Below are 26,056 nucleotides of genomic sequence, written 5' to 3' on the forward strand. Positions count from 1 at the left end.
TTGGCAAATTCATTTCTTCGATCGATTGATTCCGCTTTCGCATGAAAGCGGGCGGAACGCTGGCGACTCGCAGCAACTTCCAGGCCGCGCTTGCTCTCGAAAGACGACGCTATCGTCCTATGAATCCGCACGCAAATAAGGACGTCGAAGCGAAAAAACTCTGACGTAACATGGTGTTACAACCATCGCGCGGGCCTAACACTTTTTGGCTCGACGGCTTGCGCGAAGGTTAATAAATTATCGGATGCGCTGGTCGGGCGGTGCGCTCATCGTTCGAGTCGATAGCGGTTTGCAGGCATCGATGACGGCTCGCGCCTCCGTATCGCGGCTCCGGCTGCGGTTGACCGGATGAATTTCGTGCTGAATGCAGGCAGTTCTGACATGGCGCCCACAGGCTTTCGCAAGACGACTCGGTTTCTCGTTTCCACCGCGCTGATCGGGGTCGCGGCGGCGGGATCGCTCGCGCTCGCGGGGCCGCGCGTCGAATGGTTGTCGTCGGCCGTATTCGAGGATTCGCCTGCGAGCCGCCAGTCTCTGCATGCCACGCCGATCGCCGCCAAAGAAGGGCTGACCCCCGTGAGCGCCGAAATGCGCCCGACGCCGCGCGGCGAACAGACCGCGTCGTTCCGCGGCACAGGCTCCATCCGCGCCGACATCACGCGCTATAACGAAGAACGCAACGTGCCCCGTCCGCAGGGCCGCCCGTCGGACGACGGCCGCGCGCCTGCCGCGTCGAACTTCCGCAACTGAAGCGGCCCGTCCGCCACCGCGCGTCTCTCGCGCATGCGCGCTCTGGTGTTTCGTCCTAGTTAACGAAAAACAATTGGCGCGTCCAGCCCGCGTGTCACGGTGACGTAATCTCGCCACAATAACGCGTCACTTTTCCTGTCAGACGTTCCCCTCTTTTTTCCGCGCAAGGACAATGCGGCCTTCGGCTCATTGCGCGCTTCCCTTTGTTTCGAAACTCCTTTCATCGCGTCGACAGGCGCGCTGCGCCTGCTTTGCGGTGGGTCGCATCGCGTGGTTCGCAGCCGCTTTGAGCGGGCGGCGCGCGAGAAGCATGAGCGCCGTGATCGACGCTCGCATGACGGAGTACTCGAAACGCTATACCCGCAATAACGATAAAGATTTTTGACCGGAGAAATGGTCCGTAAAGATGGTGCCGCTCCACACGCGATGCCTCTCGTCAGAAGCCCATTAGCCGGTCAAGACGAGGCGAGCGCCACGTTTCTCGCCCGCCACGCTATTAATTTTCGACAAAGACAGGAGAGTTCAAGATGCCAACCGTCAACCGTGCGCCGCGCAACACGCTGAAAGCAGCGGTCAGGGCCACCGCAGTCGCAGCGATGATCGGCTTTTTCGCCGCCGGCGCCGCTCACGCGCAATCGAGCGTGTCGCTGTATGGCCAGGTCGACGAATGGGTCGGCGCCACCAAGTTTCCCGGCGGCCAGCGCGCGTGGAACGTCAGCGGCGGCGGCATGTCGACGTCGTACTGGGGCATGAAGGGCGCCGAAGACCTGGGCAACGGCTACAAGGCGATCTTCACGCTGGAGAGCTTCTTCCGCGCGCAGAACGGTCGCTACGGCCGCTTCGACGGCGACACGTTCTTCGCCCGCAACTCGTATGTCGGCATTCAAGGTCCGATCGGTACGTTCACCGCTGGCCGCCTGACCACGCAACTCTTCGTCTCGACGATTCTGTTCAACCCGTTCGTCGACTCGTACGTGTTCTCGCCGATGGTCGCTCACGTGTTCCTCGGTCAGGGCACGTTCCCGACGTACACGACGGATCAGGGCGTGACGGGCGACTCCGGCTGGAACAACGCCGTGCAGTACACGACGCCTGACTTCAACGGCCTCTCGGGCAGCGCGATGTACGCGTTCGGCAACAGCGCCGGCGACAACCGCTCGAAGAAGTACAGCGCGCAGTTCCTGTACTTCCACGGCCCGTTCGCGGCGACCGGCGTCTATCAGTACGTGAACTTCAACAACACGCCGGGCGATCTGCCGACGTCCAATGCCTTCACGATTCCCGGCTTCAAGAGCCAGAGCGTCGGGCAACTGGGCGCGTCGTTCGACATGAAATACGTGAAGTTCTTCGCGCAGTACATGTACACGAAGAACGACATCGAACCGACCTCGTTCCACGTCAACACGGGTCAGGGCGGCGTGACGGTGCCGGTCGGCCCCGGCACGGTGATGGCGTCGTACGCGTATTCGCGCAGCAACGGCGGCCTCGATCAGACGCACAAGAGCTGGGCGGTCGGCTACGACTATCCGCTCTCGAAGCGCACCGACGTGTACGCCGCGTACCTGAACGACAAGTACACCGGCATGTCCTCGGGCGATACGTTCGGCGTCGGCATCCGCGCAAAGTTCTAAGCGGAGCGCCAGGGCCGCAAAAGAAAACACCGCGCCGAGTGCGCGGTGTTTTTTTTAGGCCAATTCGAACGGGCGGATCAACGAATCGCCAGCCGCCTCTTCGCCTCCTCATACTCTTCTTTCAGCCGCGCGACCAGTTCGGCGACGCTCGGCGTGTCGTGCATCAGGCCGACGCCCTGACCCGCGCCCCAGATGTCCTTCCACGCCTTCGCCTTGCTCGACCCGTCGCCGAAATTCATCGCGGTCTTGTCGGATTCGGGCAGCGCGTCCGGATCCAGCCCCGCGTTCACGATGCTCCGGCGAATGTAGTTGCCGTGCACGCCCGTGAAAAGATTCGTGTAGATGATGTCCGCCGCGGACGAATCGACGATCGCCTGCTTGTAGCTGTCGAGCGCATGCGCCTCGCGCGTGGCGATAAAGCGCGTGCCCATGTACGCGAGGTCCGCGCCCATTGCCTGCGCGGCGAGGATCGAGCCGCCGTTGGCGATCGATCCCGACAGCACGATCGGTCCATCGAAAATGCGCCGCACTTCGCCGACGAGCGCGAACGGCGACGTGGTGCCCGCGTGCCCGCCCGCGCCCGCCGCGACGAGAATCAGCCCGTCGACGCCCGCGTCGAGCGCCTTTTGCGCGTGCCGCAGATTGATGACGTCGTGCAGCACGATGCCGCCATACGAATGCACGGCGTCGATCATCTCCTTGACCGGCGCGCGCAAGCTCGTGATGAAGATCGGCACCTTGTGCTCGACGCACACGCGCACGTCGTGTTCGAGCCGCGCGTTGGACTGATGCACGATCTGATTCACCGCGATCGGTCCCACGACCGCATCCGGATTCGCCGCCTTATGTTCGGCGAGCGACGCCTGAATCTGCGTGAGCCATTCGTCGAGCAATTCGGCCGGCCGCGCGTTCAGCGCGGGAAACGAGCCGACGATACCCGCCTTGCATTGCGCGAGCACGAGCTCGGGGTAACTGACGATGAACATCGGCGAGCCGATGACGGGAAGCGCGAGATTCTGCAGGACGGCGGGAAGGGCCATGAGACGAGTCTCCTGATGTGTCATCTCGTTCGACGCTAGCGTAAGCATGCCCCGAAGCGATGATTAGGAACGATCGTTCGATTATAGGCAGCGGGAGCTTGCTGTGGATCGGGGCAAATCCGAGTGAATCCTCGGTTTTCAGGCGATTCGGGCGTTGCACGAGTGAGCATTCGAAGCGCCACGCCTACAATGACCTGCACTCCGACAACAAGAACGCACCATGTCTTTCGCAGCTTACGAGCCGTTTAGCGTCGACGCCGCGGGCGTCGCAATCGCGGGCGTGAAGGGCGGCAACGGTCCGCCGCTTCTGCTCATGCACGGCCATCCGCAGACGCACGAGATCTGGCACAAGTGCGCCGACGTTCTCGCGCGCCACTTCACGGTGATCGCGACGGATCTGCGCGGCTACGGCGCGTCGGCGAAACCCGAGAGCGACGACCAGCACACGCCGTATTCGAAGCGCGCGATGGCGGCCGATCAGGTCGCCGTCATGCGGCACTTCGGCTACGAGCGTTTTCTCGTATGCGCGCATGATCGCGGCGCTCGCGTCGCCCATCGCATGGCGATGGACTTTCCCGATGCCGTCGATCGCCTGATGCTGCTCGACATCGCGCCGACGCTCGCCATGTACGAAGCGACCGACCGCGAGTTCGCGACCGCCTATTTCCACTGGTTCCTGCTGATTCAGCCGTCGCCGCTGCCGGAACTGCTGATCGGCGGCAATCCGAACGCGTATATCGACCGCGTGATGGGCAATCGTCATGCGGGCCTCGCGCCGTTTGCGCCGCATGCGTTGCAGGCGTACCGCGATGCGCTTGCGCAGCCGGGCGCGGTCTACGCGATGTGCGAGGACTATCGCGCGTCCGCGAGCATCGACCTCGAACACGATCGCGCCGATCGCGAGCGCGGGCTCAAGATCGCGTGTCCGTTGCGCGTGCTGTGGGGAGCGGAGGGCGTGATCGAGCGATGCTTCGACGCGCTCGTCGAATGGCGGCGCGTGGCGCGCGACGTGAGCGGCCGCGCGCTGCCGTGCGGGCATTACATTCCGGAGGAGCAGCCGGATGCGTTGATCGAAGAGATGCTGGCCTTCTTCGACACCACGGCTTGACGACGAAGCGTCAAGCATCTGTAGGGAAAGCACCGATGCACGGGGTATATCGTCGGGTTACGATCAATTCGACGTTGATCACGTCTATGTTCGCCGCTTGCCGTAGCTGACAAGCGGCTTTCTTTTTGGCCGCACGCTTTTTTATGCGACGGCCACCACGCCCGCGTTCACCTTCACCGCGCCAGCCTGCGCGAGTTCCCCGACGATTCTCTCCAGCAACGCGCGGCGCTCGCCCGGCGCGGCAAGCATATTCGCGGCGGCGCGCATGGCGCGCGCCGTTGCGGTGGTTGCGAAGAGCGCGTCGAAGCTCATGGCGCGCACTTCCATCAGCTTGAAGACGATCAGCACCTTCAGCGCGTTCTTCGCGTTGCGGGCGGGATCGGCCTGCAAGTAGTCGAGCCGCGACGAGGCGACATCGAGTGCGCGCGCCACGTCCGTGAACGGCGCGCCGTGGCCGGGAATCACGAGACCGACGTCGAGCCGCGCGATGAGATCGAGCACCGCGCGTTCTTCGGCGAAACCGCTTGCGCCTTCGAGCTCGGGAAAGATCACGCCGAAGCCGTTCTCCCACAGCGCGTCGGCGCTGATCAGCACGCGCGCGTCGGCGCAATAGAGCATCAGCGAGTGCGGGTCGTGTCCCGGCGCGCCGAGCACGGACCATGCGAGTCCGCCCAGCGTGAGCGTCGCGCCCGTCGCGATGGTGCCCGTGAAGCCGAAGCGGTCGCACCGCTGGCCGGTGGCGTTGAAGGTGAGCGCGTGCTCGTCCCATTCGCGCACGGCGTCGGCTTCGCCGGCGGGAATCAGCGTGTCACACGCATATGTTTGCTGAAGCAGCGCGTTGCCGCCGCAATGGTCCGAATGCAGGTGCGTATTGACGATGAGATCGAGCTGGCGGCGCGGTCCGAGCTTCTGTCGAACGAGCGCTAACGTTTGCGGCGCATGGGAAACGTAGCCCGTATCGACGAGCGCCGCGCCTTCGTCGCTGACGAACAGCACATTGTTCGACGAGAGCCAGCCGCGCTCGAACACGGTCATGGAGTCGGGTAGCGTGTTCACGGCGCGGTCTCCTTCGGCATGACGACGATGGTCGCCGTCGCCTTCATCACGTTTTCGCCGAGTTGATTTTGAGCGCCGCCTTCGAGCTTCGTCAGGTCGCCGCCGAGGCTCGCTTTCCACTTCGCTTCGATGACCTGCCAGCGCATGGTGAGCACGTCGCCGGCTTTCACGGCGCGCGTCAGTTTGATGCCGAATTCGAGGCCGAGCGGCTGCGCGTATCGCGCGAAGTGGTCGGCGATCATCGCCATGAGATGCGCGGTCGGCTGCGTGCCGGACGCGATCAGCGCGCCGAAGCGGCTTGCGCGCGCGTACGCTTCGTCGTGATGCAGCGGGTTCGTATCGTTGACGAGCGTCGCGAATTCGCGGATGGAATCGGCCGGCAGCGCGAGCGTCGCCTCGAACGATTCGCCCAGCATCACGACGCGCGCGCCTTGCCTGCGGCTCGGAATACGCGCGAGCACGCTGCGTTTCGCGGCGTCCTCATAGGCGCTCCATTCGGCGATCTCGTCGATCTTGCGGAAGCAGCCATCGCAGAAGCCCGACTGCGCGTTCATGCGGCAGACGTCGACGCACGGCGACGGCACGCCGTTCATTGGGCCGCCGTCTCGCGCAGCGCGACATCGGCGACCGGCGCGCCCGTCAGATCGATCAACTCGCGCGGCGACAGATTGAAGACCGCATGCGGATGCCCGGCCGCGGCCCACAGGCTGTCGAGCGCGAGCAGGTCTTCGTCGATCAGCGTGACCGGCTCGACCGCATGCCCGATCGGGCACACGCCGCCGATCGCGTAGCCGGTCTTCTCGCGCACGAACTTGGCATCCGCGCGGGCAAGCGCGCCGACGCGCGCCGCGACTTTCGCTTCGTCCACGCGGTTCGCGCCGCTCGCGATCACGAGCACGGGCGCATCGTCTTCGCGGCGGCGAAAAAGAATCGACTTGGCAATCTGCGCGATCGAGCAGTCGAGCCCGGCCGCCGCTTCCGCCGATGTCTTGCCGGTCTCCGGCAGCATCACGACCGGATGCGGATGACCGCGCTCCCGCAACAGCAACGCGACGCGGCGCGCGGAATCGGGCAGCGCTTCGATAGGAGTCGGTTCGATCATGGAGTTCCTCTTCGTGGGACGCTTAGACGCAGACTTCGCCGCTCTTTTTCTTGGCGAGCAACGCGCGGCCGGCGCGCGAGGCGCTCGGCTTGCCGATTGCGCGCGAGATGAAGTCGCCGATCTCGACGAGTTCATCGAGATTGACGCCGGTCTCGATGCCGAGCCCGTTCATCAGATACACGACGTCTTCGGTCGCGACATTGCCCGTCGCGCCCTTCGCGTACGGACAGCCGCCAAGCCCCGCGACCGACGCATGAAATATCTCGATGCCTTCGAGCAGCGCCGCATAGATGTTGCCGATGGCCTGGCCGTACGTATCGTGGAAGTGTCCGGACAGACGCTCGCGCGGAAACACCTTCGATGCCGCCGCGACCACTTCGCGCGTGCGCTTCGGCGTGGCGACGCCGATGGTATCGGCGATGTCGATTTCATCGCAGCCGAGCGCCTTCATGCGCTCGACGACGTCCACGACCGACGCCACGCTCACTTCGCCCTGATACGGACAGCCGAGCGCGCACGAAATGCTCGCGCGCAGCCGCATGCCGGCTTCCTTCGCGGCTTTCGCGACCGGCTCGAAACGCGCGATGCTCTCCTCGATGCTGCAATTGATGTTCTTCTGCGAGAACGCCTCGCTTGCCGCGCCGAAGATCACGACCTCGTCTGCCTTCGCTTCGAGCGCGCCTTCGAAGCCGCGCATGTTCGGCGTGAGCACGGAGTAGATCGTGCCCGGCCGACGCTCGATGCGGGCCATGACGGCGGCGGCGTCGGCCATTTGCGGCACCCACTTCGCGGAGACGAACGACGTGGCCTCGACATTCACGACGCCCGCGCGCGCGAGCCGGTTCACGAGCTCGATCTTCGTTTCGGTCGAGACGAATTCCTTCTCGTTCTGCAGACCGTCGCGCGGTCCGACTTCGACGATTTTCACTTTCGTGGGAAGCATGGCTGTCTCCGTTATAAGCACCACGCGATCTAATAACCGCGCTTGAAATCCACGATGCCGCTGATCGCTTCGCCGCGCGCGAGCGCGCGGATCTTCGCGGCGATCTGTACCACGCTTTCCTCGCGCAACGTCTCCGCCGATATGTGCGGCGTGACGCTGACGCGCGGATGCCGCCAGAACGGATGATCGGCGGGCAGCGGCTCCGCATGGAACACGTCGAGCATCGCGCGGGACAACTGCCCGCTGTCGAGCGCGGCGAGCAGCTCGGCATCGACGACATGCGGGCCGCGCGCCACGTTCACCAGATAAGCGCCACGCGCGAGCTTGCCGAACGCGCGAGCATTCAGGATGCCTTCGGTATCGGGCGTATGCGGCAGCAGGTTGATGAGCACCTTCGCGCCATCGAGAAAGGCATCGAATTGCTCGGGCCCGGCGAAAACCTCGACGCCTGCGATGTCCTTCGGCGTGCGGCTAAAGCCGCGCACCGGCACCCCAAGAGCGACGAGCGAACGCGCCACTTCAGCGCCTAACACGCCCAAGCCCAGCACGCCGACCGTGAAGGTCTTGCGCGCATGCTGCGGCAGCTTTTGCCAGCGGCCTTCGCGTTGCTGCGCGTCGTATTCGTCGAAGCGGCGCATGAAGCGCAGCACCGCATAGGTCGCGTATTCGACCATCTGCTGCGCCATGCCGGTGTCTTCCAGACGCACGAGCATGGCGTTGGGCGGCAGCGTGCCCGGCTCCTTGCGCTCGACATCCAGAATGGCATCGACGCCCGCGCCGAGATTGAACACGGCCTTCAGGTCGGGACGATCGGCGAACAGCTCGCGCGGCGCGCGCCACACGACCGCATAGTCGGCGTGCGCGGTGTCGCCCGGTTGCCAGACGCGCACGTCCGCTTCCGGCAGTTCGCGCGCGAAGTCGCGCAGCCACGCGTCGGTGTCCGTGTGTTGCTCGTAGAAGATGATTTTCATGCGGCTCACTTGGCGAACAACTGGCCGATGTCGTTGAACGCCTTGAATTCGAGCGCGTTGCCGCACGGATCGAGGAAGAACATCGTCGCCTGCTCGCCCACTTCTCCCTTGAAGCGGATATGCGGCTCGATGATGAACTGCGTCCCCACGCCCTTCAGACGCTCGGCGAGCGCGTGCCAGTCGCTCATCGAGAGCACGACGCCGAAGTGGCGCACCGGCACGGCGTCGCCATCGACGGCGTTCTTCGCGGCGGGGCGCGCCTCGTCGGGCGAAAGATGCGCGACCAGTTGATGCCCGAAGAAATCGAAATCGACCCACTCGGGCGAACTGCGTCCTTCGGGACAGCCGAGCAACTCGCCGTAGAACGCGCGGGCGTTCTCGAGACTGGTGACGGGAAAGGCGAGATGGAACGGCTGCAGCGTGCGTTGCGTCCTCGAATGGTCCGCGTGCTCGAACCGGCCGGCGGATTCATCGGGTAGATCGGACATACGGCCTCCCTGTGGCGACGATGCGGCGATTCGGGACATTTTACGGTGACGGAGCGCCCGGCGTGCGGCTGCGAATAACCAAATGACGATTGAATCGTTCGCGCCCGCGCTGCATCACGCGAGAATGAAGCCTGAACCGAATGCAGCGCGAGGCATGCATGAACATGAACGACGAACCATTCCGGCGGCCGGTGCTCGTGACCGTGCCCGGACTGCACGGCAGCGAAGGCGCGCACTGGCAGAGCTGGCTGGAGCGGCAATACGCGGAGGCATCGCGCGTCGAGCAGGCCGACTGGGACGCGCCGCATCTCGACGAGTGGGCGAGCGCCGTCGAAGCGCGGCTCGACGCCTTGCAGCGGCCCGCCGTGCTCGCCGCGCACAGCTTCGGCTGTCTCGCGGTCGCGCATGCGTTCAGGCGTGCGCGTAGCCGCGCGCTCTCGCGCGTGACCGGCGTGTTGCTGGTCGCGCCGGCGAGCCCCGACAAGTTTCGGCTCGCGGGCCGGTTCGAGCCCGAGCGACTTGCCGTGCCGTCGATCGTGGTCGGCAGCGAGACGGACCCGTGGATGCCGGTCGACCGGGCGCGCGATCTCGCGCAGCATCTGGGCAGCGCGTTCGTGAATTTCGGCGATGCAGGGCACATCAACACGGCGGCGGGCTTCGGGCCGTGGCCGCACGCGAAGTATCTCGTCGATACGCTCGCGCACTACGCGCACTATGCGCCGCCCGAGGCGAACGCCGAGCGCGAGCGGTTGCAGCGTGAACATGCGTATGGCTGATGCTGTTTCGCACATTCGATAACATAGATGGCCGCCTGCGAGCGGCCTTTCGCTTTTTTGATTACGGGGAACTCATGGCGGCATTCAGGAAAGTCGCGCTCGCGACATTGATCATGGCGACGGGCGTCGCGCACGCGGACACCACGCTGCTCAACGTCTCCTACGACGTGACGCGCGAGCTATACAAGGACATCGACGCGGCTTTCGTCGCCGACTACAAGAAGCGCACCGGCGAGACGGTCTCGGTGAGGCAGTCGCATGGGGCGTCGAGCGCGCAGGCGTTGTCGGTGATGCAGGGCTTGCAGGCGGACGTGGTGACGATGAACCAGCCGAACGACATCGACCTGCTCGCCGAGCGCGGGCAACTCGTGCCGGCCAACTGGCGCACGCGCCTGCCGAACGGCAGCGCGCCGTACACCACGACGATGGTGTTCCTCGTGCGCCACGGCAACCCGAAGCACATCAATGACTGGAGCGATCTGGCGCGCCCCGGCGTGCAGGCGGTCATCGCGAATCCGAAGACATCGGGCAACGGACGCTACACGTATCTCGCGGCGTGGGGCTACAAGAAGCAGCAGGGCGCGACCGACGCGCAGGCGCAGGACTTCGAGAAGGCGATCTTCGCGAACGTGCCGGTGCTCGACACGGGCGGGCGCGGCGCGACGACGACGTTCACGCAGCGCGGCATCGGCGATGTGCTCGTGACCTTCGAGAACGAAGTGGGGCTGATCGAAGCGGGCGCGGGCGCGAAGGACTTCGACGCCGTGTATCCGTCGTCGAGCTTGCTGGCCGAGCCGCCGGTTTCGATCGTCGATAAGGTGGTGGACAAGCGCGGCACGCGCAAGGAGGCGCAGGCGTACCTCGACTTCCTGTACACGCCGCAGGCGCAGGAGATCATCGCGCAGCATCATTTGCGGCCGCGCAACGCGGACGTGCTCGCCAAGCATGCGAGCGAGTTCAAGCCGCTGAAGACGTTTACGGTGGAGCAGGTGTTCGGGAGCTGGCAGAAGGCGCAGCAGACGCATTTTGCGGATGGCGGGACGTTTGATCAGGTCGTCGCCGACAAGAAATAAATCCCTCGCGGGGCTCGCGACCACCGGCGCAAGCCCCGCGCTTAACGCTCAATCCCCGCAGTGCCGCGCCGCCGTTTCGTGCGCCGCTTCAGCCCGCATCCCCAGCCGCTCGATGAGCTTCCGGTCCGCTTCCGCCTGCGGATTACTCGTCGTCAACAGTTGATCGCCGTAGAAGATCGAATTCGCGCCCGCCGCGAAGCAAAGCGCCTGCAACGCCTCGTCCATCTGCTCGCGGCCCGCCGACAGACGCACCATCGCCTTCGGCATCGTGATCCGCGCCACCGCGATCGTGCGCACGAACTCGAACGGATCGAGCGCCTCGGTGCCGGTCAGCGGCGTGCCCGCCACCTGCACGAGATTGTTGATCGGCACCGACTCCGGATACGGCTCCATGTTCGCGAGCTGCGAGATCAGCCCCGCGCGCTCGCGACGCGATTCGCCCATGCCCACGATCCCGCCGCAACACACGTTGATGCCCGCATCGCGCACGTGCTCCAGCGTATCGAGGCGATCCTGATACGTGCGCGTCGAGATGATCTGCCCGTAGAACTCCGGCGACGTGTCGAGGTTGTGGTTGTAGTAATCGAGGCCCGCATCGCGCAGCGCCTGCGCCTGATGTGACTCCAGCATGCCGAGCGTCACGCACGTTTCGAGGCCCATCGCCTTCACGCCGCGAATCATTTCCTTGATCGGCTCCAGATGGCGGTCCTTCGGATTGCGCCACGCCGCGCCCATGCAGAAGCGCGTCGCGCCGTTGGCCTTCGCGGCTTCCGCGGCCTTCAGCACGGCATCCACTTCCATCAGCTTGTCGGCCTTCACGCCCGTGTCGTGATGCACGGACTGCGGGCAGTACGCGCAATCTTCCTCGCAGCCGCCCGTCTTGATGGACAACAGCGTGGAAAGCTGCACGGCGTTCGGATCGAAATGCTCGCGATGCACCGTCTGCGCGCGATACAGCAAATCGTTGAACGGCAGTTCGTACAGCGCGACGACATCCGCGACGCGCCAGCGCGCGGGCGCTTGCGCCGGCGTGTGCAGTTGAACGGGTTGAGCGGTGCCGGCAGTGAGAGTCTGCGTCATGTGAGTTCAGTCCTTGAGATGAAGCGTGTCGAGCAGCGTGCGCACGTCGAGATGATCGGCGGCGCGCGCGGCATCGCGCGACGTGAGATGCGGAATCACGCCCAGAAGCGGCGCGGCGATGCGTTGCTTGAGCGTGGCGATGTTTTCGTCGGGATACAGCATATTGGGATCGACGCGATTGGCCACCCAGCCCGCGAGTTTCAGCCCGCGCGATGCAATCGCTTCGGCGGTCAGAAGCGCATGGCTGATGCAGCCGAGCCGCATGCCGACGACGAGCACCACCGGCACATTCAGCGCGACGGCGAGATCGGCGGTGTCGTGCGTTTCGTCGAGCGGCACGCGAAAGCCGCCGACGCCTTCCACCACGACGATATCCGCGAGCGTCGAAGCCTCGCGGTGCGCGTCCACGATGCGCCCGATATCCAGCGCGATGCCTTCGCGCGCCGCCGCGATATGCGGCGCGATCGGCTCGCGCATCATGAACGGCGTGCGCATGTCGGGCGGCAGCGCGACGGTCGCGGCGGCGTCCAGTTGATCGGCGTCTTCGTTGTGCAGCATGCCGTCGCGCATGACGGCGCCCGAGGCGATCGGCTTCATCGCGGCGGCGCGAAGGCCCGTGCGCGCGAAGCCGTGAAGCAGCGCGCAGGAGACGAAGGTCTTGCCGATCTCCGTATCGGTGCCGGCGACGAAAAGGGATAAAGCGGTCATAGCGTGTTCAAAGCGTGTTCAATGCGTGGTCGAGACGGTCGAGGTCTTCGCGGCTATGCGCGGCGGAAAGCGAAATGCGCAGGCGCGACGTACCGGACGGAACCGTCGGCGGTCGAATGGCGGGCACCCAAAGGCCGTGCGCATCGAGCGCGGCAGCAATGGCGAGCGTCTCGTCGTTGCCGCCGATCACGAGCGGCTGCACCGCCGTTTGCGAATCCACCGGAAGCCAGCGCGTGCGCTTGAGCATGGCGCGCGTGGTGTCGATGAGCGTAGCGAGATGCGCGCGGCGCGCGTCCCCTTCATCGCCCGCAATGAGCGCGATGCTCGCCGACACGGCATGCGCGACCGCAGGCGGCGCGGCCGTTGTGAAGATATACGGACGCGCGCGCTGCACGAGCCATTCGATGACGGTGGCATGCGCCGCGACGAACGCGCCCGCGACGCCCGCCGCCTTGCCGAGCGTGCCGACATAGACGAGATGCGGCGAGCGCAGCGCGAAGTGCGCGAGCGCGCCGCGACCTTGCGGGCCGAGCACGCCGAAGCCGTGCGCATCGTCGACGACGAGCCACGCGCCGTACTTCTCCGCCAGTTCGACGAGACCCGCGAGCGGCGCGATGTCGCCGTCCATGCTGAAGACCGTGTCCGTGACGATGAGTTTCGTCGCGGTCTCGTCGCGCGAGGCATCCAGCATGGCGTCGAGCGCGGCGAGGTCCGCATGCGGATAGATCTGCGTCTGCGCGCGGGAAAGCCGCACGCCGTCGATCAGCGACGCGTGATTCAGCGCGTCGGAGAACACGAGCGTGCCGCGGCCGGCCAGCGTGGTGAGCACGGCGAGATTCGCCATGTAGCCGGTGCTGAAGTAGAGCGCGCGCGGATCGTCGACGAAGCCGCCCGAGAACGCGGCCAGATCGTCTTCGAGTCGAGCATGAGCGCGCGAATGACCGCCCAGCAGATGCGAACCGCCGCTGCCCGCGCCATAAAGCGCAGCGCCTTCGGCGAGCGCCGCGCGGATCGCTTCGTGCGCGGCGAGGCCGAGATAGTCATTGCTCGCGAAGCCGATCATCTCGCGGCCATCGACGGTCATATGCGCGGAATTCGCGCCGTCGATGATCCTGCGACGGCGGCGCAAGCCGCGTGCGTCGATATCGGCGAGACCCTGATTCAGCGTCTCATAGAGCGCCTGCGTGGTGTCGTTCATGCGGCGGACTCCGCGAGCGTGGCGTTGAGCGTATCGAGCGTGCGCTGCGCGAGCAACGCGAGGTCGTCGTCGGGGAGAATGTACGGCGGCATCATGTACACCGTCTTGCCGATGGGACGCATCAGCAGTTCGCGCTGCAACGCGTTTGCAAAGAAGCGGCGCGAGAACGCGGCATCTTCGGTATCGACGTCGAACGCGAAGATCGTGCCGCGCTCACGGAAGTTGCGCGTGCGCGCGTGCTTCGCGAGCGGCTGCAACGCTTCGCGCAGCAGCGCCGACTTGCGCCGGTTTTCGGCGAGCACGTTCGCGCTTTCGAACAAGTCGAGCGTGGCGAGCGCCGCGCGGCACGCGAGCGGATTGCCCGTGTACGAATGCGAATGCAGAAAGCCGCGCGTGATGTCGTCGTCGTAGAACGCGGCGTAGATTTCATCGCGCGTGAGCACGAGCGAAAGCGGCAGATAGCCGCCGCTGATGCCCTTCGACAGACACACGAAGTCCGGCCACACGCCCGCCTGCTCGCACGCGAAGAACGTGCCGGTGCGCCCGCAGCCGACCGCGATTTCATCGGCGATCAGATGCACGCCGAACTCGTCGCAGAGCGCGCGCAGGCGCGTGAGATACGACGCGTCGTACATCGCCATGCCGGCCGCGCACTGCACGAGCGGCTCGACAATCACGGCGGCAAGATGCGCCGCGCGTTCGGCGAAAAGCGCGCGCATCGCGTCGATCGCCGCATCCACGCCCACCGACGCCGGCGATGCGACCACATGCGCGTGGCGAATGAGCGGATCGTACGCGTCCTTGAATAGCGCGACATCCGTCACGCCGAGCGCGCCGATGGTCTCGCCGTGATAGCTGTTCGCAAGACACGCGAATTCGCGCTTCTCGCTGCGGCCGCGATTGCGCCAGAAGTGAAAGCTCATCTTCAACGCGATTTCGACGGCCGAAGCGCCGTCGGAGGCGAAGAACGCGTGGCCGAGCGTCTTCTGCGTGAGCGCGGAAAGACGCTCCGCCAGTTCGACGGCGCTCGCGTGCGTGCAGCCCGCGAGCATCGCGTGTTCGAGCGTGTCGAGCTGGTCCTTCAGCGCGCGGTTGATGTCGGGATTCGCGTGGCCGAAGAGATTGACCCACCACGAACTGATGGCGTCGAGATAGCGGTTGCCCGCCGGATCGTAGAGCCACGCGCCCTTGCCGCGTGCGATCGGCACGAGCGGCATACGCTCGTGATGCTTCATCTGGGTACACGGGTGCCACACGGCGGCGAGCGAACGCGCGACCCAGTCTTGATTGGCTTCTGTGTTCAAAACGGCTCCCAGGCCCGCGCGAACGCGAGCCGGTACATCGGGCAGGCGCGGCGGCCTGTGCTTTCGAGGAAACTGCGCGAGACTTTCGCGCGCTCCAATTATCCCCAAAATGCGCGCGGCCTTCGCTTTTCGCCCACGTTTTGGACAATGCAGCTGCGCGCATCCGAAAGGCGAAAACGCGCTTTCGCCGGCAACGTCGCTGAACGCGACGGCTAATCGTAGGATCGCCGCCGCAAGATGCAAAAACGCCGGCGCAGGGGCCGGCGTCGTTCGACAGCGTGAATTGCGGGCTTAGCGCGAGGCCGTCTGCGTGTCCGCGCTGTTGTTCTTCCAGACCACCGCGTTATCGACCGCGTAGAGCCTGCACGGATCGCTGCTCTGCTTCTGGCAGCCGGCAATGGCGACGGCCATCGGATCGTCGCCGCCTTCGGCCCACGACCACGCGCCCGAGTCGGACACCGCGAACGCGCGGCTCGAATACTGGCTCAGGAAATTGCGATACCCGGCGCGGCCGTTTTCATCGATGAAGGGAACGGACTGCACGGCGTCGAGGCTCGCGAAATCCGTGGCGTTCGGCGCGTGCGGCTCCGCGACCTGATACTGCACGGTGGTCGGCATGCCGATTTGCGCGAGAAACGCCTTTACGCGCGGCCACCAGACCTGCACGCCGTCGCGATCGCCCACCAGACGGTGCGCGTCGTTCTTGTAATGGCCGAAGTCGATCATGTTCGACCGCGCGCCGTGCGAGACGAAAGCCGTGTACATCTGCGACGCGAGATCGCCCGGCCAGACCGAATCGTTGTCGCCGTACAGCCACAGCGACGGCAGGCGGACATTCTCGCCATACGCGCCGAAGGCATCGACGAGATTCTTCTGCCAGCCCGCGCATTCGTCCTGCCGCAAGCCGCCCGAGAAATTGATGAGACCGCGCACGCCCGGCGCGGACAGCGCATCGCGCGCGCCGTAGGCGATGGTCGTCAGCCCGCCGTGCGACGTGCCCGCGACGACGATATGCGTCTTGTCGACGTAAGGCTGCGCGCTCATGTACTCGACGGTCGCGGCGACATCGCGCGCCTGCGCAAAACCGTTGGCTTCGACGTTGCAGCCGTGGCCCGAATAGTCGCCGCCGGAGCCGGCGAAGCCGCGGCGGTTCGGCACCACGACGACATAGCCGTGACGCACGAACTCACGCGCGAGCGCGACCGGCCGGTTGCGCGGCTGCGCGTGCGAATCGCCGGGGAGCTTGCCGTGGTTGAAGACGATCATCGGGAACGGGCCCGCGCCGTCCGGTTTGAAGACGGTGGTTTCGAGCGCGATGTCGTCTTCCGGCACCTCGATGACGGTTTCGTTCAGGCCATTCGCGACGACCGGCAGCCGCGCGTCGAGCGCATCGGGAATCTGGCTGAAGACGGGTGCCGTGAGCCCTTCGGATTGGCGGATGCCGCCGATCGGTTCGGCGTGGACGACGGACGCGACGAGCGACGCCGCGAGCGAGCATGCCATGCTGCATCCGACCAACCAGGTTCTGATCGCCATCCGTGAACTCCGACCGCACTCGAGTCAATGTGTTGATATGACGCGGTCCCGAATCGCCGGTTGAAGTCACAAGCTGGCCGCGCTGCTGATGATTAGCAGTATCGAATGCCGGGCGTTGGAGTCATGCCTCGAAAAGGCATGACAAATGGCTTCAGACTGGAAGAAACGGGTTGCCGCATGTGGCCGGGCGCGAGAATGACAGCGCCCTGACGCAAACACAGATTACCCGTTCAAAATTGCACTGCACAATAAAGGAAACCCCGTAACAGCTTAATCTGAAAGGAGAAGTTCAGGAAATTAATACCGTCTTGGTTTTAAGCGAAGACTTACTTTTCGATGGAGTCGCCGTCGATATAAATCCAATGGCCCTCGGCATTGCGTATGAAACGGCTCGCTTCGTGCAGCCGATGCGCGCGCCCGCCGACTTTATATCGCGCGACGAATTCCACTTCTTCGCGGTCGCCGTCGATGACGGTGTGCCGTTTGATCTGCAAGCCGAGCCAGCGCGTGCCGTCGCCGGACGCGTCGAGATCGGGCGGGCAGGTTTTCGCGTCCCATGTCGCGCGCAGATAGGCCGTGTCGCCGAGCACATAGGCGGTGTAGCGCGAGCGCATGAGTTCCATCGCGTTCGCCGGAAAAGCGCCACCGTCGATGAAGCGGCCGCAGCAGTCTTCATAGCGCGGCGCGCGCGCGTTCGGGCGCTGCGACGTTGACGCGCCGCCGCAAGGACAATCCACGGGCTTCATGCATCGACTCCCGGCATCTCGACATGGCCGGGCTGATTGCGCACGCGATCCAGCCACGCGCGAATGGCCGGATAGCGCGACAGATCGAGACCCGCTTCGTCGGCCACATGCGTGTAGGCGTAGAGCGCGATGTCGGCCACCGTGTAGCGCTCGCCGACGAAGAACGTGCGCGCCGCGAGATGCTGCTCCATCACGTCGAGCGCGCGATACGAACCGGCGGTCTTGTCCGGCAGGCGCGGATCGTCCGGCTGCTTCAGAAACTCGCGAATGAAGCGCGCCACCGCGACATACGGCTCGTGGCTGTATTGCTCGAAGAACATCCATTGCAGCACTTGCGCGCGTTCGAGGCGATCGTCGGGAAGCAGCGCGGAGCCGTCGGCGAGATAGAAGAGAATGGCGTCGGATTCGGAGAGCGTCGTCGTCTCGTCGATGACGAGCACCGGCACCTTGCCGTTCGGGTTCAGCTTGCGGAAGGCGTCGGTGCGCGTCGCGCCGTGCATCATGTCCACTTCGTGCCAGACATAGGGCAAGTTCAGTTGTTCGAGCGCGAGCCGCACCTTGTAGCAGTTGCCGGACGCCGACACCCCGTGCACGTGATAAGTCACTTCCAGATTCTCCTTGTCATGGCGCGGCTCACCAGTCGAGCCGCGTGCCGTCGTACTGAATGAAGCGGCCGTTGTAGTCGTCGCGCAGCGCATACGCCTCCGCGATGACGGCGCGCATGCCGGTAACGCTGCGCGCCACGTCGATGGCCGCGGACGGCCCGCCCATCTCTGTGCGCACCCAGCCCGGATGCAGCGCGAGACACGCGGAATGCCGCGACTGTACCGAAGCCACCTTCAGCGCCGAATTGAGCGCCGCCTTGCTCGCGCGATACAGCCAGCCGGTCGTGCCGCTCGTCTCGCCGATACTGCCCATCTTGCTCGATACGACGGCGAGCACGCCGTGCGCGGCATCGACGAGGGGCAGCAGCACGGGCATCAGTTGCATCGGGCCGCGCACGTTAGTGTGCATGACGTGATCGAAGTCTTCGGCGCTGATCGTCTCGACGCCTTCGGTGCGCGGGCCATAGACGCCGGACACGATGATCGCCGCATCGAGCCGCTCCTCGTCGAGCTGCCACGCGAGCGCGGCGATCTGCTCCGGCTGCGTGACGTCGAGCGAGAAGGTCTGCGCGCCCAGCGCATCGAGCGCGGAGAGGGCGGCTTTGTCGCGGGCGGTGGCGAGCACGCGCCAGCCGTCGCGCGCGTATTGACGCACGAATTCGTGGCCGATGCCGCGAGACGCGCCGAGAATCAGAGCGGTTTTCATCAGTCGTCCTTTGTTGTCTGCGTCAAACGAGTTCGACGCCCATTGCCGTCGCTTCGCCGCCGCCGATGCACAGCGTCGCCACGCCGCGCGTGCCGCCGCGCGCGCGCAATGCGCCGATCAGCGTCACGAGAATACGCGCGCCCGACGCGCCGATCGGATGCCCGAGCGCGCACGCGCCGCCGTTCACATTGACCTTGTCATGCGGCAGGTCGTGCTCGCGCATCGCGGCCATCGTGACGACGGCGAAGGCTTCGTTGATCTCGTATAGATCGACATCGTTCGCGCGCCAGCCGTTCTTTTCGAAGAGTTTGCGGATTGCGCCGACGGGCGCGGTCGTGAAGAGCGCGGGCTGCTGCGCGAACGTGCTGTGTCCGACGACACGCGCAATCGGCGTCGCGCCGAGGCGCTTCGCGGTCGATTCGCGCATCATCACGAGCGCGGCCGCGCCATCCGATATCGACGACGAATTCGCCGCCGTCACCGTGCCGTCTTTCGCGAACGCCGGTTTCAGCGACGGAATCTTCTCGATGTTCGCCTTGAACGGCTGCTCGTCGCGCTCGATGACGGTATCGCCCTTCCTGCCCGCCACCGTGACCGGCGCGATTTCCCACGCGAAGGAACCGTCCTCGTTCGCGCGTTGCGCGCGGCGCAGCGATTCCACGGCGAACGCATCCTGCGATTCGCGCGAGAACGCATACGACGACGCGCACTGCTCCGCGAACGTGCCCATCAGACGGCCTTTTTCGTACGCGTCTTCGAGGCCGTCGAGGAACATGTGATCGAGCACTTGCCCGTGTCCCATGCGCATGCCGCCGCGCGCCTTCGGCAGCAGATACGGCGCGTTCGTCATGCTCTCCATGCCGCCCGCGACCATCACATCCGCCGAGCCGGCGAGCAGCATGTCGTGCGCGAACATGGCGGCGCGCATGCCGGAGCCGCACATCTTGTTGATGGTCGTGCAACCGGTCGAGAGCGGCAAGCCTGCGCCGAGCGCCGCCTGCCGCGCGGGCGCCTGACCTTGTCCCGCGGGCAGCACGCAGCCCATGATCGCTTCGTCGATCTGCTCGGGACTGAGGCGCGCGCGTTCCACTGCCGCGCGAAGGGCGGCCGCGCCCAATTGCGGCGCCGTCAGCGCGGCGAAGTCGCCCTGAAAGGCGGCCATCGGCGTGCGCGCGGCCGAAACGATGACTACCGGATTCTCTTGTGTCTCACTCATGTTTTAGCTCCTGAATGACGCCCTGGATGACGGAGGGCACATCGCCGAGACGCGCCGCGTCGGACGCGATCACGTCGTTTTCCGCTGCGTGTGCGCCGTCGCGCTTCAACGCGGCGAGGCACGATTGATACGTCGAATCGACTTTCTCCTGCGCGCTGATCATCATGCCGAGATTGCGCAGACGGCCGTCGTGAACGCCGTAGGTCCAGCCATGCACGGTGAGCGGCTGCCCGCGCGACCAGGCGTCGTTGACGACCGTGGTGCGGCATACGTTGAGCGTCTGCTCGATGGTGTTCAGCTCGACGAGCCTGCGATGCCGTGCTTCGCCCATCGGCCATTCGTCGAGCAACGCGGCGTGTTTCTCGCGCACGTCCTCGACATGGCGCAGCCAGTTGTCCGCGAGGCCCACGCGCCGGCCGACCAGCGCCGCGCCCACGCCCGAGCAGCCGTAATGACCGACGACCATGATGTGCTTGACCTTCAGCATATCGACGGCGAACTGAATCACCGAGAGACAGTTGAGGTCCGAATGCACGACCACGTTCGCGATGTTCCGATGAACGAACACTTCGCCCGGCGGCAAGCCGATGATCTGGTTCGCCGGCACGCGCGAGTCCGAGCAGCCGATCCACAGATACTCCGGCGCTTGTTGATGCGCGAGCCGTTCGAAGAACTCGGCGTCTTCCGCGAGCTTGCGCGTGACCCAGTTCTGGTTGTTCTCGAACAGATGGACGAGAGGATGGGTGGCTTCGTTGTTGCGGTCAGTCATGTTCGTGTTCGTTTGCAAATGCGCGCGCTTCACGCGGCGCGCGCCGGTGCCTTCGCGAATCGCTCCGGATAACGGATCCAGAACCGGATGGCGGGGTCATAGGGAAAGAAATCGGCGATTTCGCCTTGCAGCAGTTGCTCCTTGTGATGCTGCCACAGCGCAGGGTCGAGGAGATCCGCGTGATGCCGCATGAACGCTTCGCGCACGCGCGGATCGCCGAGCAGGAACGTGCCGTACGTCTCGGGAAAGATATCGTGCGGCCCGATGCTATACCACGGCTCGCCGGACATCTCGTCTTCCTCGGTGCGCGGCGGCGGCACGCGGCGCACGTTGCAGTCCGTCAGATATTCGATCTCGTCGTAATCGTAGAACACCACGCGTCCGTGCCGCGTGACGCCGAAGTTCTTGTACAGCATGTCGCCGGGAAAGATGTTGGCCTGCATCAACTGTTTGATGGCGTCGCCGTATTCGCGGATGCCGTGGTCGATGTCGTCGGCGTGGCCGTTCTTCAGGAACAGATTCAGCGGCACCATGCGCCGTTCGATATACACGTGGCGGATCACGAGCTTGTCGCCTTCGCATTCGATCATCGAAGGCGCTTCTTTCTCCAGTTCGCGGATGAGCGCGTGATCGAGACGCGCGAGCGGCAGCGCGACGCTCGAATATTCGAGCGTATCGGCCATGCGTCCCAGCCGGTCGTGCCGTTTCACGAGCTGATACTTGTCCTGAATCTTCTCGCGCGTGGTTTCCTTAGGCGGCGGGAAGGCGTCCTTGATGAGCTTGAACACATACGGAAACGACGGCAGCGTGAACACGATCATCACGAGTCCCTTGATGCCGGGCGCGATGATGAACTGATCGCTCGAATGCTTCAGGTGATGCAGCAAGTCGCGATAGAACAGATTCTTGCCCTGCTTTTGCAGGCCCAGCGACGTATAGATTTCCGCGTTCGGCTTGCCCGGCATGATGGTGCGCAGGAAGTGGACGTACGCGGACGGCACTTCCATATCGACCAGAAAATACGAGTGCGCGAAGCTGAAGATAATGAGCAGTTGCTGGCGCTCGGTCAGCACCGTATCGAGCGCGAGCAGGCCGCGCTGCGTATGGCGAATGGCGATGGCGAACGGCAGCAGCGAATCGCCATGAATAATGCGCCCGATGATATACGCAGCCTTGTTGCGAAAGAACAGCGACGAAAGCACGTGAATCTGGAAGTTCGGCGCGGGCGCGAAGTCGCCGAACGCATCGCGAAGCGATTGCATCACGCACTGCACGTCGCGCGCCAAATCTTCGAACGGCGGTTCCAACTGAAAGTTCGTGACGATACGTTCGAGCGTCGCGGGGAGGCCGTCGGTGTCCGGGTAATACGCGCGATACGTCGGCTTTGCGGCGGGCTCGTCGTTCTCGATGTATTCGGTCGAGATAGCGGGGCGCACGAAGATGAAATCGTTGTTGAAGTACGAGCGATGCAGAATCTTGCAGCACACCGAATTGAAAAACGTCTCCGCGCATTCCGGCTGACGATGCGTCGTCAACAGGCCGATGTAATGCAGCTTGATCTGCTGCCAGACGTCGTCGTCGATATGCTCGGCATCGTATTCGTCTTCGAGACGCGCGACGCATTCCGCCACGCGATCGTCGTAGGACGCAATACGCTCGCGAGCCAGCCGCGCCAGCGCATGCCAGTCGCCGCGCTCGAAGAGCGCCTTTGCTTCGATGGCGGCATCGCGAAACACGCGGTAATGCCGATCGAACCCTTCGAGCAGCGTCTCTGCGACATCGAAGCCGATCTGCGACGAAAGCAGCTTGGGGAAGTGGTTCATGTCGGCATGCGCGGGTCGTGGGTCGCGGGTTGAGCTCAGATCATGCGGCTTTCGCTCGGCGGGCGCGCTTGTCCATGCCCGCTGCGAGCAGCGCGCGGCCTTCCTTTTCGTACGCGGCGAGTTCCGCGAGCGTCGTGTTGATGTCCTCCAGTTGCCGTTCGAGCACTTGCCGGTGCGCCGCGATGGTGTCCACGAAGCCGCGCAATTGAGCGGTCGTGCCGGTCGGCGAATCGTAAAGGTCGAGCAGCGTGCGAATCTCCGACAGCGTGAAGCCTAGCCGCTTGCCGCGCAAAGTCAGCTTCAGGCGCGTGCGATCCCGCGACGAATACACGCGCCGCAGGCCGTTCGCGCCTTCGCGGCGCGGCGCGAGCAGACCCTGATCTTCGTAGAAGCGTATGGCGCGAGGCGTGATGTCGAATTCGCGCGCCAGTTCGGTGATCGTGAAATGCGTGGGCTGAGTCATCGGGGAAGCGCCGCGCGCCGGAGCGCGTCCAACGTTAGAATGACGTTTACGTTATCGTCAACTTCGCCGGATTGCAACGCGGCGCAAACCCTCAGAGCACCGACCGATGAACGCACTCGAACATCAGCTCGACTACGTCTTTGCCGACGAATTGCCGGCGCCCGGCGGCGCGAAAGAAGTGGCGCCCGGCGTCTACTGGCTGCGCATGCCGCTGCCGTTCGCGCTGGATCACATCAACCTGTGGCTTTTGCGCGATGAAATCGACGGCGTAAAAGGCTGGACGGTGATCGATTGCGGCATCTCGAACGAGAGCATTCGCGCGAACTGGGAGCGCGTGTTCGATAGCGTGCTCGACGGGCCGGTGCTGCGCGTGATCGTCACGCATTGCCACCCGGACCATCTGGGACTTGCGGACTGGATCTGTCAGGGCGGAGACAAGAAACGCTGGAGCGTGCGGCTCTGGATCTCGCTCGGCGAATATGCGATGGGGCGCGTGATGGCCGCGGGCGACGGCTCGAACGCGGGCGGCGAGCGCGCGGCGCAGCACTTCGCGGCGCACGGCCTGACAGACCCGGCATCGCTCGATGCGCTCAGGAAGCGCGACAGCTATTACCCGACGCTCGTGCCTTCGATGCCGCGCGAATTCCGCCGCATTCGCGACGGCGACCGGCTGCGCATCGGTGCGCGCGAGTGGGAGGTGGTGACGGGCTACGGCCATTCGCCGGAGCATTCCGCGCTCTACTGCGGGGCCGACGAGCTGCTCATTTCCGGCGACATGGTGCTGCCGCGCATCTCGACCAACGTGTCGGTGTTCGCCATCGAACCGGAGGGCAATCCGCTTGCGCTGTATCTGGAATCGCTCGCGCGCTATGAAGCGATGCCCGCCGATGTGCTCGCGTTGCCCTCGCACGGCAAGCCGTTTCGCGGCGTGAAGACGCGCATCGCGCAGCTTCGCGAGCATCATCGCGCGCGGCTTGCGGAAGTGCGCGAGGCGTGCGCGGCGAAACCGTGCAGCGCCGCCGACATCGTGCCGATCATGTTCAAGCGCGCGCTCGACATCCATCAGATGACGTTCGCGCTCGGCGAGGCGCTCGCGCATCTGAACTTGCTGTGGCTCGACGGCACGCTCGCGCGCCGGACCGGCGATGACGGGGTGATCCGCTTCTCGCCGGCCTGAGCCTTCGCGCTCAACGCGTTACTGCACCGACACCGCCCCGAAGTTCTGCCGCCCGAACGGACTCACGTTATAGCCGCTGACGTTCGTGCGCGTGAGCGCGGCGGCGGTCGGGTACACGAGCGGAATCCACAGCGCCTGATCGTGGATGATCTTCTGCGCATCGATATACGCCTTCGTGCGTTTAGCGATGTCCGGCGTCGCCTTGCCGTCCGCGATCAGCTTGTCCAGTTGCGGGTCGCAGAAGCGCGCGAAGTTGATGCCCGACTTCACCGCGTTGCAACTGAACAGCGGCGACAGATAGTTGTCCGGATCGCCATTGTCGCCGGCCCAGCCCATGAACAGCATGTCGTGCTGGCCCTGCTTCGCTTCCTTGATCAGCTCGCCCCATTCGATCACCTTCACCTGCGCCTTCACGCCGATTTTCGCGAGGTCGGCTTGCAGCAGTTCCGCGCCCGCCTTCGGGTTCGGATTCAGCACGCTGCCGTTCGGGCGCACCCAGATGGTCGTATCGAAGCCGCTCGGAAAGCCCGCATCGGCCAGCAGTTTCTTCGCGCGATCCGCGGAATACGGATACGCCTGCACGTTCTTGTCGTAGCTCCAGGTATTCGGCGGATACGGATTCACGGCGGGCGTCGCCGTGTTGTCGAAGACGGTCTTCATGTACGTCGTGCGGTCGAACGCCATGTTCAGCGCCTGACGCACCTTCGGGTTGTCGAGCGGCTTCTTCTGCGTGTTGAGTGCGACGAACGCGGTCATGAACGCAGGCGTTTCGCTGACCTTGAGCGAGCGGTCCTTCTTCGCGTCGAGCACGTCCTGCGGCTTCGGCGAAAGCGCGATCTGACATTCGCCCGCCTTGATCTTCTGCGCGCGCACCGTGGCATCCGGCGTGATCGCGTAGATGAGACGGTCGATCTTCGGCTTCGGCCCCCAGTACGACGGGTTCACGTCGTAGCGTATGACGGCATCCTTGGTATAGCTCCTCAGCACGAACGGACCCGTGCCGATGGGCTTGCTGTTCAACTCCACCTGCTTGTTCGCCTTGAGCAACTGGTCCGCGTATTCCGCCGAATAGATGGATGCGAAGCCCATCGTGAGAATCGGCACGAAGGTCGCGTTCGGCTCGTTGAGGTCGAACTTCACGGTGTGGTCATCCACCTTCGTCACGCTCTTGATGAGCTTCACGAGGCCCATCGACTGCGCGTGCGGAAAGCCGCTCGCGCCCGCCACCTTGTGCCACGGATTGCTCTCCGACAGCATGCGGTCGAACGTGAAGACGACGTCGTCGGCATTGAGCGGGCGCGTCGGCTTGAAGTAATCCGTGCTCTGGAACTGCACGTTCGGCCGCAGATGAAACGTGTAGCTCAGACCATCGCTCGATACGTCCCATTTCTCGGCGAGCGACGGCGCGACTTTCTTCGCTGCTTCGTCGTAGGAGACGAGCGTGTTGAAGATCACGTCTGCCGATGCGTTCGTCGTCACCAGCGAATTGAACTGCACGACATCGAAGCCGTCCGGGCTCGATTCCGTGCAGACGGTAAGCGGCTTGGACTGCGCGAGCATGGGCGCGGCCACGGCGAGGGCGGCGAGAAGGGCAGGCAAGCGTTTGATGTGCATGGGTTCTCCGGTCGGCGGGAGCGCTGTCGCGCGCTCCGTGAATCACACAGCGTTTATTCTTGTTGCTCGATGAATCCGGTCGCGCGATGCCGAGCAAGCACCGCGCCCGCGCGCGTAGATTAGCGAACGCGCGGGCGCGCGACAACGATCGGATGCGCATACCGATATGCGGC

Annotated in this window: 26 protein-coding genes; 6 read left to right on the forward strand and 20 right to left on the reverse strand. The window is 64.7% G+C overall.

What is annotated here, in order from left to right:
- The first annotated feature begins 381 nt into the window (after positions 1 to 381).
- Both NCR35_RS01865 and NCR35_RS01870 read left to right on the forward strand, forming a co-directional pair.
- Complete coding sequence (locus NCR35_RS01865) at positions 382 to 750, forward strand: hypothetical protein (RefSeq protein ID WP_250532798.1); 369 nt, start codon at positions 382 to 384, stop codon at positions 748 to 750.
- Positions 751 to 1,277: 527 nt separating this feature from the next.
- Positions 1,278 to 2,381 (forward strand): porin, encoded by a 1,104-nt coding sequence (locus tag NCR35_RS01870; RefSeq protein WP_206467342.1) that lies wholly within the window; start codon positions 1,278 to 1,280, stop codon positions 2,379 to 2,381.
- Between the two features lie 77 nt (positions 2,382 to 2,458).
- Here NCR35_RS01870 and NCR35_RS01875 read toward each other — a convergent pair whose 3' ends face one another.
- Entirely contained in the window at positions 2,459 to 3,421 is a 963-nt protein-coding gene (locus tag NCR35_RS01875) for an NAD(P)H-dependent flavin oxidoreductase (protein WP_250532799.1), read from the reverse strand.
- 220 nt (positions 3,422 to 3,641) lie between these two features.
- Here NCR35_RS01875 and NCR35_RS01880 point away from each other — a divergent pair, with 220 nt between their 5' ends.
- The gene (locus NCR35_RS01880) at positions 3,642 to 4,529 is read left to right on the forward strand and encodes an alpha/beta fold hydrolase (RefSeq protein ID WP_250532800.1); all 888 of its coding nucleotides are present in this window, start codon (positions 3,642 to 3,644) and stop codon (positions 4,527 to 4,529) included.
- Between the two features lie 141 nt (positions 4,530 to 4,670).
- Here NCR35_RS01880 and NCR35_RS01885 read toward each other — a convergent pair whose 3' ends face one another.
- The 6 genes from NCR35_RS01885 to NCR35_RS01910 are packed head-to-tail and all read right to left on the reverse strand — an operon-like array spanning position 4,671 to position 9,089.
- Entirely contained in the window at positions 4,671 to 5,585 is a 915-nt protein-coding gene (locus NCR35_RS01885; protein WP_250532801.1) for an MBL fold metallo-hydrolase, read from the reverse strand.
- Positions 5,582 to 6,139 (reverse strand): FAS1-like dehydratase domain-containing protein, encoded by a 558-nt coding sequence (locus NCR35_RS01890; protein ID WP_250532996.1) that lies wholly within the window; start codon positions 6,137 to 6,139, stop codon positions 5,582 to 5,584. Before NCR35_RS01890 ends, NCR35_RS01885 begins: the two co-directional genes overlap by 4 nt.
- A 35-nt stretch (positions 6,140 to 6,174) precedes the next feature.
- A complete protein-coding gene (locus NCR35_RS01895) occupies positions 6,175 to 6,687 on the reverse strand; it encodes a YbaK/EbsC family protein (protein ID WP_250532802.1) in 513 nt (170 codons plus the stop codon).
- A gap of 22 nt (positions 6,688 to 6,709) precedes the next feature.
- A complete protein-coding gene (locus tag NCR35_RS01900; RefSeq protein ID WP_250532803.1) occupies positions 6,710 to 7,630 on the reverse strand; it encodes a hydroxymethylglutaryl-CoA lyase in 921 nt (306 codons plus the stop codon).
- A 29-nt stretch (positions 7,631 to 7,659) separates the two neighbouring features.
- Positions 7,660 to 8,601, reverse strand: a complete 942-nt coding sequence (locus NCR35_RS01905; protein WP_250532804.1) for a 2-hydroxyacid dehydrogenase — start codon at positions 8,599 to 8,601, stop codon at positions 7,660 to 7,662.
- Positions 8,602 to 8,606: 5 nt separating this feature from the next.
- Positions 8,607 to 9,089 (reverse strand): VOC family protein, encoded by a 483-nt coding sequence (locus tag NCR35_RS01910; RefSeq protein ID WP_250532805.1) that lies wholly within the window; start codon positions 9,087 to 9,089, stop codon positions 8,607 to 8,609.
- A 164-nt stretch (positions 9,090 to 9,253) separates the two neighbouring features.
- Between NCR35_RS01910 and NCR35_RS01915 the strand changes: the two genes are divergently transcribed.
- Complete coding sequence (locus NCR35_RS01915) at positions 9,254 to 9,865, forward strand: RBBP9/YdeN family alpha/beta hydrolase (protein ID WP_250532806.1); 612 nt, start codon at positions 9,254 to 9,256, stop codon at positions 9,863 to 9,865.
- A 74-nt stretch (positions 9,866 to 9,939) separates the two neighbouring features.
- Entirely contained in the window at positions 9,940 to 10,938 is a 999-nt protein-coding gene (locus NCR35_RS01920; RefSeq protein ID WP_250532807.1) for a sulfate ABC transporter substrate-binding protein, read from the forward strand.
- A 48-nt stretch (positions 10,939 to 10,986) separates the two neighbouring features.
- Here the strand turns inward: NCR35_RS01920 and bioB are convergent, their stop codons facing one another.
- The 12 genes from bioB to NCR35_RS01980 form a co-directional block, all read right to left on the reverse strand.
- Positions 10,987 to 12,018, reverse strand: coding sequence for a biotin synthase BioB (gene bioB, locus NCR35_RS01925; RefSeq protein WP_250532808.1), 1,032 nt, complete (start codon positions 12,016 to 12,018; stop codon positions 10,987 to 10,989).
- 6 nt (positions 12,019 to 12,024) lie between these two features.
- Positions 12,025 to 12,726 (reverse strand): dethiobiotin synthase, encoded by a 702-nt coding sequence (gene bioD, locus NCR35_RS01930; protein ID WP_250532809.1) that lies wholly within the window; start codon positions 12,724 to 12,726, stop codon positions 12,025 to 12,027.
- Positions 12,727 to 12,733: 7 nt separating this feature from the next.
- Entirely contained in the window at positions 12,734 to 13,924 is a 1,191-nt protein-coding gene (gene bioF / locus NCR35_RS01935) for an 8-amino-7-oxononanoate synthase (protein ID WP_250532810.1), read from the reverse strand.
- Positions 13,921 to 15,228: an adenosylmethionine--8-amino-7-oxononanoate transaminase gene (locus tag NCR35_RS01940; protein ID WP_250532811.1), complete on the reverse strand. Its 1,308-nt coding sequence runs from the start codon at positions 15,226 to 15,228 to the stop codon at positions 13,921 to 13,923. Before NCR35_RS01940 ends, bioF begins: the two co-directional genes overlap by 4 nt.
- 291 nt (positions 15,229 to 15,519) lie before the next feature.
- Positions 15,520 to 16,764 (reverse strand): dienelactone hydrolase family protein, encoded by a 1,245-nt coding sequence (locus NCR35_RS01945; protein WP_244847679.1) that lies wholly within the window; start codon positions 16,762 to 16,764, stop codon positions 15,520 to 15,522.
- Between the two features lie 326 nt (positions 16,765 to 17,090).
- Entirely contained in the window at positions 17,091 to 17,510 is a 420-nt protein-coding gene (locus NCR35_RS01950) for a YchJ family protein (RefSeq protein WP_250532812.1), read from the reverse strand.
- Complete coding sequence (locus NCR35_RS01955) at positions 17,507 to 18,115, reverse strand: glutathione S-transferase family protein (protein ID WP_250532813.1); 609 nt, start codon at positions 18,113 to 18,115, stop codon at positions 17,507 to 17,509. The genes NCR35_RS01950 and NCR35_RS01955 overlap by 4 nt, the downstream gene beginning before the upstream one ends.
- 28 nt (positions 18,116 to 18,143) lie before the next feature.
- Positions 18,144 to 18,821, reverse strand: coding sequence for an SDR family oxidoreductase (locus NCR35_RS01960; RefSeq protein ID WP_244847682.1), 678 nt, complete (start codon positions 18,819 to 18,821; stop codon positions 18,144 to 18,146).
- A 22-nt stretch (positions 18,822 to 18,843) separates the two neighbouring features.
- Positions 18,844 to 20,037 (reverse strand): acetyl-CoA C-acetyltransferase, encoded by a 1,194-nt coding sequence (locus NCR35_RS01965; protein WP_250532814.1) that lies wholly within the window; start codon positions 20,035 to 20,037, stop codon positions 18,844 to 18,846.
- Positions 20,030 to 20,806, reverse strand: coding sequence for a carbonate dehydratase (gene can, locus NCR35_RS01970; RefSeq protein WP_250532815.1), 777 nt, complete (start codon positions 20,804 to 20,806; stop codon positions 20,030 to 20,032). Before can ends, NCR35_RS01965 begins: the two co-directional genes overlap by 8 nt.
- 29 nt (positions 20,807 to 20,835) lie before the next feature.
- Positions 20,836 to 22,629, reverse strand: coding sequence for a bifunctional isocitrate dehydrogenase kinase/phosphatase (gene aceK / locus NCR35_RS01975; protein ID WP_250532816.1), 1,794 nt, complete (start codon positions 22,627 to 22,629; stop codon positions 20,836 to 20,838).
- Between the two features lie 40 nt (positions 22,630 to 22,669).
- A complete protein-coding gene (locus tag NCR35_RS01980; RefSeq protein ID WP_250532817.1) occupies positions 22,670 to 23,092 on the reverse strand; it encodes a MerR family transcriptional regulator in 423 nt (140 codons plus the stop codon).
- A 106-nt stretch (positions 23,093 to 23,198) separates the two neighbouring features.
- Here NCR35_RS01980 and NCR35_RS01985 point away from each other — a divergent pair, with 106 nt between their 5' ends.
- The gene (locus NCR35_RS01985) at positions 23,199 to 24,269 is read left to right on the forward strand and encodes an MBL fold metallo-hydrolase (RefSeq protein WP_250532818.1); all 1,071 of its coding nucleotides are present in this window, start codon (positions 23,199 to 23,201) and stop codon (positions 24,267 to 24,269) included.
- 18 nt (positions 24,270 to 24,287) lie between these two features.
- On the opposite strand, the gene NCR35_RS01990 is transcribed toward NCR35_RS01985, so the two are convergent.
- Entirely contained in the window at positions 24,288 to 25,883 is a 1,596-nt protein-coding gene (locus tag NCR35_RS01990) for an ABC transporter substrate-binding protein (RefSeq protein WP_502801629.1), read from the reverse strand.
- Positions 25,884 to 26,056 lie beyond the last annotated feature (173 nt).

Origin of the sequence: Caballeronia sp. AZ10_KS36, from assembly GCF_023631105.1 — a bacterium.
GTDB lineage: Bacteria > Pseudomonadota > Gammaproteobacteria > Burkholderiales > Burkholderiaceae > Caballeronia.